Source organism: Sphaerospermopsis sp. LEGE 08334 (assembly GCF_015207205.1).
GTDB lineage: Bacteria > Cyanobacteriota > Cyanobacteriia > Cyanobacteriales > Nostocaceae > Sphaerospermopsis.
In genome coordinates this window covers 35332-50851 of the sequence record NZ_JADEXH010000019.1, presented here as the reverse complement: position 1 = coordinate 50851, position 15520 = coordinate 35332, and the positions used below count along the sequence as shown (strand labels likewise).

Sequence of the window (15520 nt, the reverse complement as noted above, 5' to 3'; positions counted from 1 at the left end):
TAATGACCAATGACTAATGACTATTGTGTTAAAAATACTCATAAATATCACTCTCATTAATTGATGCAATATCCGCAAGAATTTCTAACCAATTGGGTATTGCTAATTCTGGGGTGGAATCTCCCGCAGCAATATATCTGAGAAGTTCATCTTTTTTAGATAGGTTTTGCAAACTGGGAATTATTTGATCTAAAATTCCTTCTAGTTCTGCGTTCACTTGTTGATTAACTTCGCTGACATATTGAACGAGATGTAAACTAGCACTAGCTGTAATTTCATCACGCAATCTTAATACAAAAAGTTGATGATTTGCATTGCGAGATGAGGTTTGATTTCTTTCTGGGGACCAATCAAAGATTTGTCCAATACTGTGTTTTTCATCCCGTCGCGCTAGGGGAAACATGATATCAGGAGAAATGGATTTATCTTGATTATTAATTTCTCCAATAATCGCTTCTTTCCATTGATTAGGATCACATCCTAAAAACAGTTTATAAAATAAATCTGCGGCTTCGACTCCAAAGTTATCTTCTATCAATTCTTCCATTTCTGGATTAAGAATTGTTTGAATTTTCTCCCGTTCTAATACTACTTGATGGGCTAATTTATTCAACAAGTCTACCACAGCTTGACGAATGCGATCGCGTGCAAATTCTTCCAGTTCTTTCACGCTTTTTTCAAACTCTGGATAAAAGTCATCACTTTTGCTAGGAATAGAATTATTAACTCTATTTCCCCGTTCAAATAATTTGCCCGCTGCACCTTTAGATTCTGCTAAAGCAATTGTCCCATTTTGACATTTATTAAATAATAATGTCCACTGATTCCAATTGAGAATCCTATAGGTTAATTCATCTTTGATCACATCACTAACCACAACTCCCCGTCTATCTTTGAGTGGTTCTTTACCCAAGTCTTTTTGAAAGTTTCTGTAGGTTTTATCTAAACTTTCAATTGCTAAACGTAACTCCATTAAAGCAGGACTATCTGCTGTAGGTATACCTTGTTCATGAATTTCTGCCAGGATATATTTCAGTTGTTCTTGTTGTTGATGAATCACATCCGCCGCCCTGCGAGTATCTTCATTTAATTGTTTTAAACCATGAGTATTCACATGATTTTGAATCAATTCCCGCAGTTTACTAACACCCCCATCTTGAGCAAAATAACCTAATTGTCTACCTAACGCATTACGCGGTTCACTTTCTAAAAGTTTATCACTGAGTTTACCCCATTTTTCTTGTAATTTCCTAGAACGTTCCAAATAATCAGGATAATCTAAATTAGCTAAAAATTCTTCTGAACCTGCTTTCACTTTTGTAGAACGTTTGGCTAATTCTGCTAAACCTAACAATGGGGATAATAAAACAATCCTATCTTTTTGGCTAGTAAAAGCCTCTGCACCATCAATAATAGTTTGCAGAACTTTCAATTTTTGAAAAACTACCTCTGTTTGTAAAGGTTGGGAATTAGGATGATCTTCAATTAAAAAATCTAAAATTCTTTCACCACCTTCATTTTCTAAAGGTAATTGATCAAAACGCCCCACACCTACAAGAATTAAATCTTTTAAATCCTGTCCTGGGCGTTGTTGCTGCATCATGGTAAATATTTTGTTAGCGCGATCGCTTCCCGGTGATTTACCATTTAATAAAACTAAAATTGTTTGCACCTGTGCCAATTCTCGCAATGATAAAAAAGTATCTCGCGCACCAGAATTAGCCGCACCTAAACCCGGAAAATCTAATAAAACAAATTCTTCCGCACCAGATAAATCCCAAATTTCCCTTGATATTTTGACCTCAATATCAACTCTACGAATCAGGTAAAAACTATTTTGTAATAATTGAGTTCGCAGAACTTGGGGCGCATTAGGTAAACGAATATGTGCAGGTGGTAGATCATCAAATTTTAAAGTTTGAATCGCCATCGGCAAATCAATTAATTGTAAACCGTCTTTTGCTGTTTCTGCATCAATATGATAATGCTTACCACATAAAGCTTCACCATAAGCTTGATAAGCCCGCAAAAATAACACCAACTCACGCAATAAATAGCGTAATTCTAAATTATTGGAACTCTTCCAAGCTTCCTCACACCAAAGAGAAATATCCTTACCAGTTTTAATTTTAGAAACTTGTAAAGGTGGTAAACCAGCAGCCACAGCGCGACGATTTGCTTCTGATAACATGAAGTGTAAACACTCATTTACCCCTTCATGAGATAAATACTCAACGGTGTAATTATCTATTTTTGTTGTAGCAAAACCTTCCTGTGGTTTAATATGAATTGCAGTCACATTTCCCGTAGTGGGATTTTCGCTGACAGGTAAAGCATCAGCAAAACCAATTAAACTTCCTAACAGCAAACTTTTACCACTGCTAAATTCACCCATCACACCAATTTTCACAGGTGAAGTTGCCATTTCCACAGTCTTCTGTGCAGCTTCTCGCAAGCGCATTAGACAGTCATCCAGGCTAGTAGGAACCCAATCTTCTTGCTGGGAGGGATGTTGCGGTACAGAGTCAATTTTGCGGAGAATAAACTCACCGTACTCTTTAAACCTGGTTAGTTTGTCTAGTTCCATATAGTCGTTACTTTTTAATTTCATTTTCTGTGTGGGTTATAGCACAAAAAATGAAAACCTCCACTTTTTATGCAACTAGGGGAGAGGTGACAGGTGACAGGTGACAGGTGACAGAGAGAGAAAGCAGGGGTAGGAGGTAACAGTAATGATTTTTATTTTAAATAAACACGCATTTTAGGGATAAAGCAAAAGCTTAATTATGTCAACTTAACGTAAAACCCATCACCCGACTGGGAATGAATTCCCAGTCTCATAGCAGAAGTCATCTAAAGATGACTAAAAATACCGAAAAATCTATAGTTTACTTGAGTAAACTTTGACTATTAGCCATGAAATATGGCTTACGCCACACTACGCTATCATTTCATGACGGGTGTGGAAGCGAACAGAGAAAACATTTTGCGGTTAAGTTGACACCATCAAGCTTTTGCTTTACCCCTACAAATTTTACCTTGATTTTAGTCATCTTTAGATGACTTTTGTTATTAGACTGGGAATTCATTCCCAGTCGGGTTATTGGTTTTACATTAATTCCCCTTGCGGGGAAGTTGATTTGGAAAGAAATATGTTCAACTCCTTCCGAGGAGAGAAGACAGAAGGTTTCCATCCCCTTGCGGGGAAGTTGGTTTGGAAAGAGTTCACCTCTAGAAGCCTTACAGAGCAAGGGTTTTAGAGCCTTATTTCCACACCACATTTTTTATTTTCAATAAGTGCCAAAATATTCTCAATAAATAAGGCATTGTGAAACCGGAAACGCTGATCCTGTAAGCTATCCACACCAGTCAACGAAATTATGCGGTTTTCAAGGTTCGGGCTTGTAGTGTGGAAAAATTTTTACCACTTCTATTAATGTAACATATCCGACCTAAATTTTCAACCTTATTCTTCTTTTTGTAAATTGATATCCATTATTATAGGAAACTTTTACACTGAATTTGGATTAACAGCTATAATTCCCTCAGAGTGATAACGGTTAAAATCACCTGTATTAACTGTTAAAATATACGTAATATTATTAGCCTTCATTGTCGCTGCAAGACGCGCATCATGTACTTGAACACCTGATACACCAAATTTCACAACTAATCTTCGCCACTCTGGGTAAACTGTAGGTATATCAGATAATAAGGGAAAAATCCGTTCAATTAATTTTAACTGTCTATCGGCATCTTTGGGTGTTAAACCAAATCCATTTTTTGTAGCTGGTCTTGTAGAAACATTCCAAAACTCAGCACAATTTTGAGGAGTAATTAACAATATATTCCCGTTATTTCTTAGTTTTCTGACTGCATTTCTTATCACGGGATTTAATGAATCATTTCGTTGCAAAAGACGTAATAAAATATTGGTATCTACTAAATATTCCATTTTCTATTTTTAATAATGGTCTTCATAAATACTTTCACGACTAACAGCATAATCAGATAAAATAGGCGCGTTTGCACCAACACACGCTGCAAAATCATCAGCTAATTCATCTAAAGCATTTTCCAATTCTTGATACTTTATTCCAAAATCTTCTAAACTTCCTTTACTTTTCCGTCTTGCTTCTTGAATAATTAATTGTTGTAAATATTCACTCGCTGAATTATAATTACCTGCGGCAATTTCTTGATCAATAAAACTTTTTAGTGATTCAGGTAGAGTGATATTAATATTAGTCATGGTGTTGAAGTTAGGTTGAACTAGGTTACTCTTAATCTTAGCATTTTCCGGTTGTAATAATAGGTAGTTTAGCAGTGTTTCCATCCACTTGCGGGGAAGTTGGTTGGGCAGGAGCATTCAAATATTATCAATTTGAAAATTGTGGGGATTTTGTAAAATAAACTGGTCATTTTCCTTAAACAAATCACCTGTACAACGAATTGGTAAACGTTCTTGATAGGCTTTGATAGCTAAAATATAATCATGATTTTCCAGTATAGTTTTTATTTGTCGCAGTTTATCAAATACCACGCCAAATAACTGAATTTCTCCTTTTAATTCTGTGGTGCTTGGTGTTTGAATTTGACTAACCACAGCTTGAATAGTTAAATTAGGTGCATCAGTAATAATTTCGCCTAAAATGTCGAATTGTGAACGTTTTTCGGCTTTTGATAAAGTTTCAATCACATCATATATACGCTGGGAATAATCATCAAAGTTTTGGTCTACAGGTAATTGAATTTTGAGTTTATTCTCTGGGTAGTTATCCTGTATCCAAATAGAAACTTTGTTAGGAATAACACTTTGTTCATGCCAACCTTTAGATTTTAAATATTTGTCTATTTGTTGAGGTTGTAAATGATTGAGAATTTCTACATCATTAATAATTGCTTTCATAATTTCCCACCTGTTTGAATTGTTTGCATTAAGTTTTTTAAAGCATCAACTGTAAATACATTTTTGCAAGGAATATAAACAGTAACGGTTTCGGTGTTTTGTGTTTGGGGTTGTCCACGTAATGAAACCCAGTAAGCACAGCGACGTAAACACAGTTCTGTTTCTGACTGTTTAATCCATTCTTGCAGATTTTCGGGGATGAGAACAACTACTAATATTCGAGGTGCAACGGTTCTTTCTTTTCTGAGTTCGTTGTAGTTTTTGATTTTTAAAGGATAGCGAATAGTTTCTCCACTGAGGATATCTAGTGAGGTAGATTTTACCTGTAAATCTAGTTGTGGTTCATAAAGGGTATCGTCTGTTACTGTACCTGTAATTGTGGCATCAATTCCGCCTACATCTAAAATTCTTGATGACTTTTGAAAGGAATATCCTGCTGCTGTGGTAATAGCATAAATGTAAGCATAGCTAAATTCTTCTTTTTGTAAATTAATATCCATTATTATTTAGATTTTTCCTTTCCATCCCCTTGCGGGGAAGTTGATTTGGAAAGACTCCACCGGCGGAACCGGTATCGGTGGTCAAGGAGGAAAGTTTCCATCCCCTTGCGGGGAAGTTGATTTGGAAAGTTTGTAAATTATTTCCAGCTCCCCAAAGGAGCGGAGGTAAGTTTCCATCCCCTTGCGGGGAAGTTGATTTGGAAAGAAGAAGGAGGCCTACTGTAAGCTCCGTCTGGAGCAATCGTTTCCATCCCCTTGCGGGGAAGTTGATTTGGAAAGCATGACTGAGGAGCTCCCTGAATCAGTTATAGATGGAGTTTCCATCCCCTTGCGGGGAAGTTGATTTGGAAAGGATGGAGTTTTCTTGGTTGGTGTAGAGGTTACAGAGGTTTCCATCCCCTTGCGGGGAAGTTGATTTGGAAAGTATCATCGTCGAGGTGACTCGCGACAGGGAAGTTATAGTTTCCATCCCCTTGCGGGGAAGTTGATTTGGAAAGAGTTTACCTCTGGAAGCCTTACACAGCAAGGGTTTCAGACACCCATTTCCACACCACATTTTTAATTCTCAATAAGTGCCAAAAAATTCTCAATAACTAAGACATTATAAAACCGGAAACACTGATCCTGTAAACAATCCACACCAGTCAAGGAAGTTATGCGGTTTTCAAGGTTCGGGCTTGTGGTGTCGAAAAATCTTTACCACTTCTATTAATGTAACCTATCTAACCTAGATTTTCAACCTTTAGTTATAATTTCTTAAACATTCACTGCTTAAACACCAAAAAATCCCACTTTCCATCCTGAATATAGCATTTCCTAGTCTAAAGAAGTACAAAATTATCTGCGTTTATCTGCGTCCATCTGCGTTTAATTATTACTGCTTGGGGGGGTTTTAAACCTGGAATGAAACAATTGTCAATTGTCAATTGTCAATTATCAATTCTGACAGTTTACCTAAACTTAATCTTATGTTTGCACAACATTAACCTTTTAGGTGTTCACTAAGGTTAAATTCACTTTTTGCTGCAACATTTTAAACTTGTAGTTAACCCCCAACCGACCTGGTATTTACAGGAATTGGGGGATTATTTTATGATGATAGATAATAGCCGAATCACAAAGGAATATTACTATACAACCCCAACAGCCAAAAAATATCACCTATTCCCGTGTTATCCACCTGAGTCATATAATTGACACAGGTATACCACAATGGCCTGGTGATCCTCCCGTAAAATTTACCACTATAGCAGAACTACAAGACGATGGTTATTATCTGCGACGGTTTGCTATGGGTGAACATAGTGCTACTCATATCAATGCCCCTAATAGTTTTCACGGTGGTGGTATCAGCATTGATGAATACTCAGCCCAGTCTCTTGTAGTACCTGCGGTGGTTATAGATATATGTCAACAAGCAACAGAAAACCCTGATTATCTTTTAACTGTAGCTGACATTTTGACATGGGAAGCGGAATTTGGCACTATTAAACCTGGTTGTGTAGTGTTACTTTATACGGGTTGGCAACATAAATGGCTAGATAAAAACGCCTTCTTCAACCAGGATGCAGATGGAAATATGCACTTTCCTGGCTTTAGCCGTGAAGCTACCGAGTTTTTAATTACTGAAAGAAAAATTGCCGGGGTGGGAATTGATACCCACGGTGTAGACTCAGGGCAAGATAATAATTTTACAACTAATAGTTTGATACTAGAAAAACCACGTATTGTCCTAGAAAACCTCACTAATTTAGATCAACTGCCACCCCAAGGCGCTACCTTAGTAATTGGTATTCTCAGGCTGCGTGGTGGTTCTGGTTCTCCGGCTGGGGTAATGGCTTTTTTTTGAGTGCTAATTTGTAGGTTAATCTACAAGATACCAACTTTATAAATTTTGAATTTGGACTGAAGCGACATGACAACTCCACTCATCTGCCAAAATTATATTAACGGTCAATGGTTGCATAAACCCAGTTTAGAAAGTCACAGTTTAGAAAGTCGCAACCCAGCTAATAAAAATGAAGTTATAGCTATTTTCCCTCGGTCACGAATTGAAGATATTAATGCAGCAGTAGCCGCAGCCTCTCAAGCTTATCATAGTTGGCGTAAAGTTCCCGCACCTGCCAGGGCAGAATATATTTTTCGAGTGGGAGAATTATTACTTGAAAATAAAGAAGAACTTGCCCAGTTAATGAGTCGAGAAATGGGTAAACCCCTGACAGAAGCTAGGGGAGATGTGCAGGAAGGTATTGACTGTGCTTTTTACAGTGCAGGAGAAGGAAGAAGATTATTTGGACAAACGACACCTTCAGAAATGTCTAATAAATTCGCTATGACGGTGAGAATGCCTATAGGAGTTTGTGCGTTAATTACTCCTTGGAATTTCCCCGTAGCTATTCCTTGTTGGAAAGCAATGCCGGCTTTAGTTTGCGGTAATACTGTCATTCTTAAACCAGCGGAAGATACCCCAGCTTGTGCAACTAAATTAATAGAAATTTTTGCATCTGCCGGTTTACCACCAGGGGTAATTAATTTGGTTCACGGTGTAGGAGAAGAAGCAGGAAAAGCTTTAGTTGAACATCCAAATATTGATTTAGTTTCCTTTACAGGTTCTTCCGAAACTGGGGCTTTTGTGGGTGCAACTTGTGGACGCACTCATAAAAGAGTTTGTTTAGAAATGGGTGGTAAAAATGCCCAAGTGGTGATGGAAGATGCAGATTTAGAATTAGCACTTGATGGGGCTGTTTGGGGTGCTTTTGGGACAACTGGCCAACGCTGTACAGCTACAAGTCGATTAATTTTGCATCGGGATATCAAAGAGAAATTTACTAATATGTTATTGGAACGTACCCAGAATTTACGCTTGGGTGCTGGTACTGATTCTAATATAGATATTGGTCCGATAATTAATGAAAAACAACTGCAAAGAGTTAAGCAATATATAGATATTGCCCGTGAGGAAGGTGCAAAAATTTTAATTGGTGGAGAAATTGCTACAGATGGAGAATTAGCAAATGGTTATTTCTTTGAACCAACAATTTTAGATCAAGTTACACCTAAGATGCGAGTAGCCCAAGAAGAGATATTTGGACCTGTGGTGGCATTAATTGAGGTTAGCAGTTTTGAAGAGGCGATCGCTATTCTCAATGACACTAATTATGGTCTTTCTTCTTCAGTTTACACCCGCGATATCAACCGGGCATTTACAGCCATGCGTGATATCGAAGCTGGTATCACCTATATTAATGGTCCTACCATTGGTGCAGAAGTACATTTACCTTTTGGGGGAGTAAAACAAACAGGTAACGGACACCGGGAAGCAGGAACTACTGCTTTAGATATATTCACAGAATGGAAAAGTGTTTATGTTGACTTTTCTGGTAGTTTGCAACGCGCCCAAATAGATAACCGGGGATAGGGTGTAGGGGAAGCAGGGGAAGAAAAATTAATTCTTGATCCTGCCTCCTGAATTTTTATTTCTTTTGCTGAGAAATAGAAAGAGTATAATTATACTTTCCTGCTGATAAATTGCCTATATATACCAAGTAGTTACCGGTTGCCCAAAAACCAGCCAGTTCGGGTTTATTTGCAGAGTAATTATCTGCCAAGACACAAAAGCGCCCCCCTGGTCCATCAATCAACATTGTAGGCTGTCCCTGTCCCTCAACAGTTAAGCGTAAATAAGGTAAAGATTCTTGTACCTGAAGAACTTGACTAGGTTGAGTGGTAATATTCCCGCAATTACTCTGAACTTTTCCCTCAGATGTGCCATTAACAACCAAAGGATCTGTTGGAAGTTGCTTGTTAATTTGGATAAATGGAGTCTGTGCTAAAACAGCTTGGTTAAATACCAAACTCATTGCCAAAGTTGCGGGAACAAAAGTCAGTAGTTTTAATGTCTTCATTTTTATTCATGCTCCCGACTATTGATAGAATAGATTAATATAGTGATATATATTCTGGCCTATTAGACTCAAGACAATGGTTTGTTGTTCCCAAGGTTCAAGTATAAATTTTTATTGAGTTGTTATTGAAATAATTGGGTCTTTGATTTGGGAATTGGGTGAATTTGTAACTCAGCATAAAAATATCCTGAATTGATACGAGAGAGCTTGTCCTAAGTTGACAATTTAATAGACAAACCTGTACACTCATAAACAAACCTATGAGTGACTTTATGTTTAAACCTCATGAATTTGCTAAAAAAATCGGAGTTTCAGTCAAGACCTTGCAAAGATGGGATGTTGAAGGAAGACTTCCAGCCAAAAGAACATTGTCGGGGCATCGTTTTTATACTGAAGATTATTTACTGATTATCCAGGGATTAAAACCTGTAGACTCAAATTGACAACCCTGTACAAGATATGTCAGATTTAGAAAGCAAAGAAATACAGTGTTGAGGTCGAGCAATGCTTTTATCTATCAAAACAAAACTCAAGTTAAACAAAACCCAGGAAATATTAATTGCTATCAAACCATAAATTAGCTCAAGCAGTAGCTGATTGTGGGTTTCATGAGTTTAAGCGTCAGCTAGAATATAAAGCTAAAAAGTTTGGTTGTGAAATTATAATTGCTGATAGATTTTATCCATCAAGTAAAACCTGTTCTCACTGTGGACATAGAAAAGATAGTCTTTCTTTATCTGAAAGAATTTATCACTGCGATAACTGTAGTTTTGAGATGGATAGGGATCTGAATGCTGCAATTAATTTATCGCGTTTGGCTAAAGCGTGAAAGTCTACCGAGGGATAACTGCTCCCATGCTCCCGTTGAAGTAGAAAGTAAAGTCTAGTTTTGTCTAGGTTTTATATAGCAGGTAGAAAATTCTGGCTAGAGGCAAGATACATTAATTTCCGTACCTACAGAGGTTTTGTACATATAGATATTAGCTAAAATCTCTAACACAACCCCCAAATATGGATATACTTGGTCGGTTGTAGAATCCATAACAGAGGCAACAAAAATTATGAATCCTCAACCAGAAGAAGAATTGCAGCGTCGTTTAGAACAACTAGAAGCTCAAATAAATTCATTTTCCACCCAACCTAACCCACAAAAGACGCAAAAACAGACAAATCAAACTATGTTTGCTAAATTAAACCGATATTTTGAGCGATCGCAAATTTGGTTTCAAGGTTTATCAGGGATCAAAAAGCTGGCTGTTGTTGGTATAGGAATACTCTTGGGCTTCATGGTACTGCAAACAGTCTTTAGATTGGTAGCATCTGTGATCAGTCTGGCACTATTGGCGGGGTTAGTGTATCTTGGATACAAATTTTTGGTGTCTAATAGCTTGCAACGTAAGCAATAGCCTATTTTAACCGCGCCGCCAAAAATTTGTTTTGTATAGATTGGCGTAAACATAGAATCAAAGGGAAATTATGCAATGACTACCCCAACTGTGAGGACAAATATTGATCAATCTAATCAGTCCCAAAAACCGGAAAAAGTTAAATCCCTGCCCTTAGCAACAAGGCGTTTAGGCGCTTGGGCAGCAGAAATTACATTAGTGGTAGCCAGTGGGTTAATTCCCTTTGGCATTGGTGTTTATGCCAATTCTCGCAGCGATCTGCAAAGAGTACCTTTAAATCCGGTGTTGGTACTCACAGAAAGAGCGATCGCCCGGCCTTTAGCCCTACCAATTAGTTATGGTATTCGTAATGTTGCCAGCCCCACTAATTTTTTATGGACTATCGCCCTCTTAACACCTCTAGTCCTCTCAGGATGGCAGTTGTATTTACTGGGTAAAACCGGCAGCACCATTCCCAAACGTTGGTTTGGGGTGCGGGTTGTTAATGATGAGGGTAAAGTTCCTGGTTTAAGAACTGTTGTAATTCGTGAAGGGCTAGGACGCTGGACTAGTCCAGTTTCTATTGCTTATATCCTTTGGCGCTACAGCTTTGCATTTCCCAATTTAGGCTTATTTACATTTTTAGCTATTGTTTTAGTGCTGGGTGAAGGCATGGGTTGGACTTCCCAAAAACGTCGTCGCGCCTTCCATGATCAGTTAGCTGGTACATACACCATAGATGTTAAAGACATCAACAAACCAATCAAAACACCTGTAGAAAATACCAGCGAGCCGCCACAGCCTGAAAATGAAGAACCAGCAGATAAATCTATTAAGGAGTCTATCCCTAAGCTAAAAATAGCCCGCAGTCCTAATTTTACCTTGTTTGTGGTGGGTGTAACCAGCATGATTGCTGTGTTGTCAACTTTAGTAGGCACACAAATTTACATCCAAACCCAAGAAAACCAGCGGAAAACCCAGTTGGTTAACACTCAAAAGTTTCTCGAACTCGTAAAACAAATTAATCCTAACTTTGGTCTCAGCGACGAAGAGCGTCAAAGGGCTATTCTCGCCTTGGGTGGTATTAATGATACACAGTCCATCAAATTTTTGGTGGATTTACTGGTGCAGGAAACTGACCCCAACATCCTCGATACTATTCAACAGGCGCTGGCAAATATTGGAACCCAAGCTTTACCAGAATTAAAACGCATGAATCTGTTTCTTGCCAGGGAACTGGAATCAGGCGGCAACTTCCGAAATATCAGACAACAACAATTAAATCTTAACCAACAGGCAATCAACAAAATTTTGTCTGTCTATAGTGGCAAAATTAATGACATTGATTTAAGTAGCATCCAATTGGGTGCAAAAAGCTTTGAAGAAAGTTCTGTATTTAACTTGGTACTAGAAAATGCTGATTTATCGGGAGTTGTGTTTAAATCTGCCAATCTTAACCAAGCTCAATTAAAAGGTAGTCGCTTTCGTAGTGCAGGTGAAGATGGACGTTGGGATACTTATGATGATGTCATTGCTGATTTGACTAAAACTCAACTCCAACAAGCCAATCTCACCGAAGCTAACCTCAGTCGTGTGTTAATGAAACGCAGTGATTTAAGCCGCGCTACCCTGAATAAAGCTAACTTATCTCATGCTCGGTTAGTGGGTGCAAACCTCAGCAGTACCCAACTTATTAGTAGCGATTTGCAAAAGGCAATTTTGGAAGATGCGATTTTCACAGGGGCAGATATCAGCGACGCAAAATTAATGGAAGCAGATATGTATGCTGCTCAGTTAGGTCGTGTTTCTGCTATAGGTACACAATTATCTTATGCCAATTTAACTAACACCAATTGGCAAGGTGCAGATTTATCTGAAGCCTATTTAGATCATGCTAATCTTACCAATGCTAATTTCAGTGCAGCTCGTCTTGCTGGTGCTGTTTTACGCTCTGCCAACCTGAAAAATGCCAACCTGCGAAATGCTGATATCAGTCGTGCAGATTTACGGGGTACAAATTTAGACGGTGCTGATTTTCAAGGCACTATACTTTTTCCTGGTAAACAAGATCCCGGAGATAGGTTTGTAGAAACTTCCGATCTCGGTTCACAAGCTGCCATAGTCCAAGGTGTCGATTTTAGCAATGCTAAAAATTTAGATGCCCAGCAACTCGCTTTCATTTGTACCAAGGGCGGTATTCATTCCCGTTGTCCATAGTATTGGTGATTGGTGATTGGTGATTGGTGATTGGTGATTGGGAAAAATATAATTAATTACCCATTACCCATTACCAATTACCAATTACCCATTAGTTAGCAGTAATATTGATAACATAGTTATTGAGATAATATGAAGTCTTTTAAATCTTTAGTTGCAGTTTTAGGTACTGGTGTGGTTCTGAATCTGCTAATCAATCATCAACCTGCACAAGCTCAAGTAGCTTATGGTAGTTATGTGGGTATTGGTCCTGTTGTTGGGTTAACTGAGGATACCCAACTGGGTGGAGTTTTGGCTGTTCGCTACAAATTACTAGAAACACCCGTATCTTTCCGCGCTCAAGCTTTAATTGGTCAAGGTACAGCAATTGTACCTACAGTTTCTTATGATGTTCCCCTCAATTGGCAAACTGATGTTTATTTAGGTGCGGGAATGGTTTTAACTAGTGGTGATACTGCTTCCCCTGTAGGTAATAAAATTAGTTTTGCTTTGCAACCAGGTATTGATTATGTTGTCCCTAATAGTAATACTGTGATTTTTGGTAATGCTATTATTGCTTTTGATGCTTACCGCAATGGTGGAGGTACGGCTTTATCTTTACAGGGTGGTGTGGGTTTAAGATTTTAGATTAATAAAACCTAATACATTCATTCAGGTGCATTTTTTCAAGATGGCGATAATTGTCAAACCTGGAAAACCTTAAATGAAACAACTATCAATTGTCAATTGTCAATTATCAATTGCTAAAAGCGCGATCGCTCTCCCACACCCCAACCCTGAATCCTTTGTTATTCATTGTTAATACAATGAGTTTTTTACTATAAAAACACAGAGCATCCCAATTTTGAAAAAATAAACGCTGCTACACCAAAAACTCTCGGAAAACCTCTTACCTTTGTGTACTTTGCGTCCTTTGCGGTTCAATCAAAAAAAATCAACTTACACATTTGGGATGCTCCCTTACATTGTGAGTTCAGGTAAGGTAAGGATTTAGCAATGCTAAACCCCTACTTTGTCAATCAAAAATTTGTTAACCGGCGCTGGCGTTAACTGTATTAGCTGCTTCCATCGCTTTTTTAGATGCTTCCGTCGCACCCATGCGAATCTCAGAAGTGAAAGAAGCCATACTAAAACCACCAAAACGCTTGAGGACACTTACCCGCATCCGCAGATTAGGACTAGCAAACCATAGTCTTTCCTCAGACCACATGGTTTCATACTCAGTAATTAAAGTTAAAGCACCATCTTCACCCATTTTGTAAGTTCCTGCTACGGGTGCTTTTTCTGCATAACCCATTTCTCGCAGTAACTTACCTTCTCCGGGTTTATCTGCATCAGGTACAGTAACTAAAACCGTAGAACCTTCGTGTTTTTCTTCATCCCATTCCATTGTTCCCTTCCAGGTAACTCTCGCACCACAGGAAGCTGTACTGGGATGAACTTCATACTGTTCACAGAGTTTGATTACTTCTGGATGATCTGCGGCCAGCATTTCAATCACGATGTCTGATTTACCATCTTCTGATTGCTTAAAGGCCAAATGGTGACTTGTACGGTGAGAGAACCATTTCCCAGCACTTAACTCAAAAAACTCTTCAATATTCATGAATCAAATTATCCTGGCGCAAAATACAAAGTAAGTAAGGAGTCAGGAGTCAGGAGTCAGGAGTCAGAATGTTTAAGAAATTTGTTGGTTATCAAATAGGTATTTTGGGTGTAAGCCTCAAAAGCTGACTGCTGACGACTGATAGCTGAATGCTTACCACTTTTATTATTAAACGTTAACAGGAAGCGTTGCCTAAACTTGATTTTCTATTTCTTGGAGTCTCTTGAGAGAAATCGTTGCAGCTTGGGCAACATGAGGATGACTGTCTTTTTCTAAGTATTTCAAAGCTGAAACACTCTTGGGAGTAGGGAGATTACCCAAAGCTTCTGCTAGACGCTGACGCACTAACCAATCTTCGGCTTGAGCAAAGCGCAGGATATAATCTACAGAGTCAATAGATTTAATTTCTCCCAAAGCTGAAATAGCAGCTTGTTGGATCACTACTTCTTGGCTATCCAGTGCTTGAATTAAAATATCATGGGCGCGGGAGTCTTTAATATTACCTAACGCCACAGCGGCACTAAATCTAACTAACCAATCTGTATCTTCATAAAATGCCCGTGATAGTGCCTCAACTGCTCTGTTATCACCCAAATATCCCAAAGCACCGGCAGCGTCAGCACGGATACCATAATCTGGGTCAGTTTCCAAAATCCTCACCAGAATAGGATAACATTCTGGGGTTTGTTTGATACCTAAAGCAAATACTGCCATTGATCGCAGTTGCAAAGATTCATCATTCAATACCTTTTTAATCAAAGGTACAGCATCTTCTGATGGTATATTCCGCAGGTTAGCAAGGGCTACCATGCGATCGCGCAAATTTGGACTTTCTAACTGAGTAGAAATTATCTCTAAGTTGGGAGCAGTCATTTATATGAAATCACTATCTTTACCTATCTTTACTTTAACTTAATCAACCAAATCTACCCCAAGTCTTATGTTTAGCTGCACAAATAGCCGTTAAATGTAACATATAAACTGTATCTTAGGTATGA

The 15520-nt window shown here is 38.3% G+C and carries 15 protein-coding genes and 1 CRISPR repeat array; of the genes, 7 read left to right on the top strand and 8 right to left on the bottom strand.

What is annotated here, in order from left to right; translation table 11 throughout:
* Window positions 1–28: 28 nt before the first annotated feature.
* From IQ237_RS12520 to IQ237_RS12500, 5 genes are all read right to left on the bottom strand, one after another.
* The gene (locus IQ237_RS12520) at window positions 29–2587 is read right to left on the bottom strand and encodes a dynamin family protein (protein WP_194055629.1); all 2559 of its coding nucleotides are present in this window, start codon (window positions 2585–2587) and stop codon (window positions 29–31) included.
* A 924-nt stretch (window positions 2588–3511) separates the two neighbouring features.
* Complete coding sequence (locus IQ237_RS12515) at window positions 3512–3955, bottom strand: type II toxin-antitoxin system VapC family toxin (RefSeq protein WP_194055562.1); 444 nt, start codon at window positions 3953–3955, stop codon at window positions 3512–3514.
* 9 nt (window positions 3956–3964) lie between these two features.
* Window positions 3965–4369, bottom strand: a complete 405-nt coding sequence (locus IQ237_RS12510; protein ID WP_228020159.1) for a type II toxin-antitoxin system ParD family antitoxin — start codon at window positions 4367–4369, stop codon at window positions 3965–3967.
* Window positions 4370–4909 (bottom strand): hypothetical protein, encoded by a 540-nt coding sequence (locus tag IQ237_RS12505; RefSeq protein WP_194055561.1) that lies wholly within the window; start codon window positions 4907–4909, stop codon window positions 4370–4372.
* Entirely contained in the window at window positions 4906–5409 is a 504-nt protein-coding gene (locus IQ237_RS12500; protein WP_194055560.1) for a DUF4365 domain-containing protein, read from the bottom strand. Before IQ237_RS12500 ends, IQ237_RS12505 begins: the two co-directional genes overlap by 4 nt.
* 17 nt (window positions 5410–5426) lie before the next feature.
* Window positions 5427–5906: direct repeats of the CRISPR family, unit length 36 nt; unit sequence GTTTCCATCCCCTTGCGGGGAAGTTGATTTGGAAAG.
* Between the two features lie 605 nt (window positions 5907–6511).
* Between IQ237_RS12500 and IQ237_RS12495 the strand changes: the two genes are divergently transcribed.
* Window positions 6512–7258 (top strand): cyclase family protein, encoded by a 747-nt coding sequence (locus IQ237_RS12495; RefSeq protein WP_309225755.1) that lies wholly within the window; start codon window positions 6512–6514, stop codon window positions 7256–7258.
* 66 nt (window positions 7259–7324) lie between these two features.
* Window positions 7325–8827, top strand: coding sequence for an aldehyde dehydrogenase family protein (locus IQ237_RS12490; protein WP_194055559.1), 1503 nt, complete (start codon window positions 7325–7327; stop codon window positions 8825–8827).
* A gap of 55 nt (window positions 8828–8882) precedes the next feature.
* Here the strand turns inward: IQ237_RS12490 and IQ237_RS12485 are convergent, their stop codons facing one another.
* Window positions 8883–9314, bottom strand: a complete 432-nt coding sequence (locus IQ237_RS12485; RefSeq protein ID WP_194055558.1) for a hypothetical protein — start codon at window positions 9312–9314, stop codon at window positions 8883–8885.
* A 260-nt stretch (window positions 9315–9574) separates the two neighbouring features.
* Between IQ237_RS12485 and IQ237_RS12480 the strand changes: the two genes are divergently transcribed.
* The 5 genes from IQ237_RS12480 (at window position 9575) to IQ237_RS12460 (ending at window position 13543) form a co-directional block, all read left to right on the top strand.
* Window positions 9575–9757: a MerR family DNA-binding transcriptional regulator gene (locus IQ237_RS12480; RefSeq protein ID WP_375539906.1), complete on the top strand. Its 183-nt coding sequence runs from the start codon at window positions 9575–9577 to the stop codon at window positions 9755–9757.
* 116 nt (window positions 9758–9873) lie between these two features.
* Window positions 9874–10143, top strand: a complete 270-nt coding sequence (locus IQ237_RS12475) for a transposase (RefSeq protein WP_228020157.1) — start codon at window positions 9874–9876, stop codon at window positions 10141–10143.
* A 232-nt stretch (window positions 10144–10375) separates the two neighbouring features.
* Complete coding sequence (locus tag IQ237_RS12470) at window positions 10376–10720, top strand: hypothetical protein (protein ID WP_194055557.1); 345 nt, start codon at window positions 10376–10378, stop codon at window positions 10718–10720.
* Between the two features lie 75 nt (window positions 10721–10795).
* A complete protein-coding gene (locus IQ237_RS12465; protein ID WP_194055556.1) occupies window positions 10796–12916 on the top strand; it encodes a pentapeptide repeat-containing protein in 2121 nt (706 codons plus the stop codon).
* 132 nt (window positions 12917–13048) lie between these two features.
* Window positions 13049–13543 carry a hypothetical protein gene (locus tag IQ237_RS12460; protein ID WP_194055555.1) on the top strand — a complete coding sequence of 165 codons (495 nt, stop codon included), beginning with the start codon at window positions 13049–13051 and terminating at the stop codon, window positions 13541–13543.
* Window positions 13544–13946: 403 nt separating this feature from the next.
* On the opposite strand, the gene IQ237_RS12455 is transcribed toward IQ237_RS12460, so the two are convergent.
* Both IQ237_RS12455 and IQ237_RS12450 read right to left on the bottom strand, forming a co-directional pair.
* The gene (locus IQ237_RS12455; RefSeq protein ID WP_194055553.1) at window positions 13947–14522 is read right to left on the bottom strand and encodes a phycobiliprotein lyase; all 576 of its coding nucleotides are present in this window, start codon (window positions 14520–14522) and stop codon (window positions 13947–13949) included.
* Window positions 14523–14714: 192 nt separating this feature from the next.
* Window positions 14715–15395 carry a HEAT repeat domain-containing protein gene (locus IQ237_RS12450; RefSeq protein WP_194055551.1) on the bottom strand — a complete coding sequence of 227 codons (681 nt, stop codon included), beginning with the start codon at window positions 15393–15395 and terminating at the stop codon, window positions 14715–14717.
* Window positions 15396–15520 lie beyond the last annotated feature (125 nt).

Bases quoted from the DNA above. Each gene is read 5' to 3' on its own strand.
- IQ237_RS12485 (WP_194055558.1), bottom strand. From the start codon at position 9,314: ATGAAGACATTAAAACTACTGACTTTTGTTCCCGCAACTTTGGCAATG.
- IQ237_RS12490 (WP_194055559.1), top strand. From the start codon at position 7,325: ATGACAACTCCACTCATCTGCCAAAATTATATTAACGGTCAATGGTTG.
- IQ237_RS12520 (WP_194055629.1), bottom strand. From the start codon at position 2,587: ATGGAACTAGACAAACTAACCAGGTTTAAAGAGTACGGTGAGTTTATT.
- IQ237_RS12450 (WP_194055551.1), bottom strand. From the start codon at position 15,395: ATGACTGCTCCCAACTTAGAGATAATTTCTACTCAGTTAGAAAGTCCA.
- IQ237_RS12455 (WP_194055553.1), bottom strand. From the start codon at position 14,522: ATGAATATTGAAGAGTTTTTTGAGTTAAGTGCTGGGAAATGGTTCTCT.
- IQ237_RS12480 (WP_375539906.1), top strand. From the start codon at position 9,575: ATGAGTGACTTTATGTTTAAACCTCATGAATTTGCTAAAAAAATCGGA.
- IQ237_RS12510 (WP_228020159.1), bottom strand. From the start codon at position 4,369: ATGCTCCTGCCCAACCAACTTCCCCGCAAGTGGATGGAAACACTGCTA.
- IQ237_RS12515 (WP_194055562.1), bottom strand. From the start codon at position 3,955: ATGGAATATTTAGTAGATACCAATATTTTATTACGTCTTTTGCAACGA.
- IQ237_RS12470 (WP_194055557.1), top strand. From the start codon at position 10,376: ATGAATCCTCAACCAGAAGAAGAATTGCAGCGTCGTTTAGAACAACTA.
- IQ237_RS12460 (WP_194055555.1), top strand. From the start codon at position 13,049: ATGAAGTCTTTTAAATCTTTAGTTGCAGTTTTAGGTACTGGTGTGGTT.
- IQ237_RS12465 (WP_194055556.1), top strand. From the start codon at position 10,796: ATGACTACCCCAACTGTGAGGACAAATATTGATCAATCTAATCAGTCC.
- IQ237_RS12505 (WP_194055561.1), bottom strand. From the start codon at position 4,909: ATGAAAGCAATTATTAATGATGTAGAAATTCTCAATCATTTACAACCT.
- IQ237_RS12500 (WP_194055560.1), bottom strand. From the start codon at position 5,409: ATGGATATTAATTTACAAAAAGAAGAATTTAGCTATGCTTACATTTAT.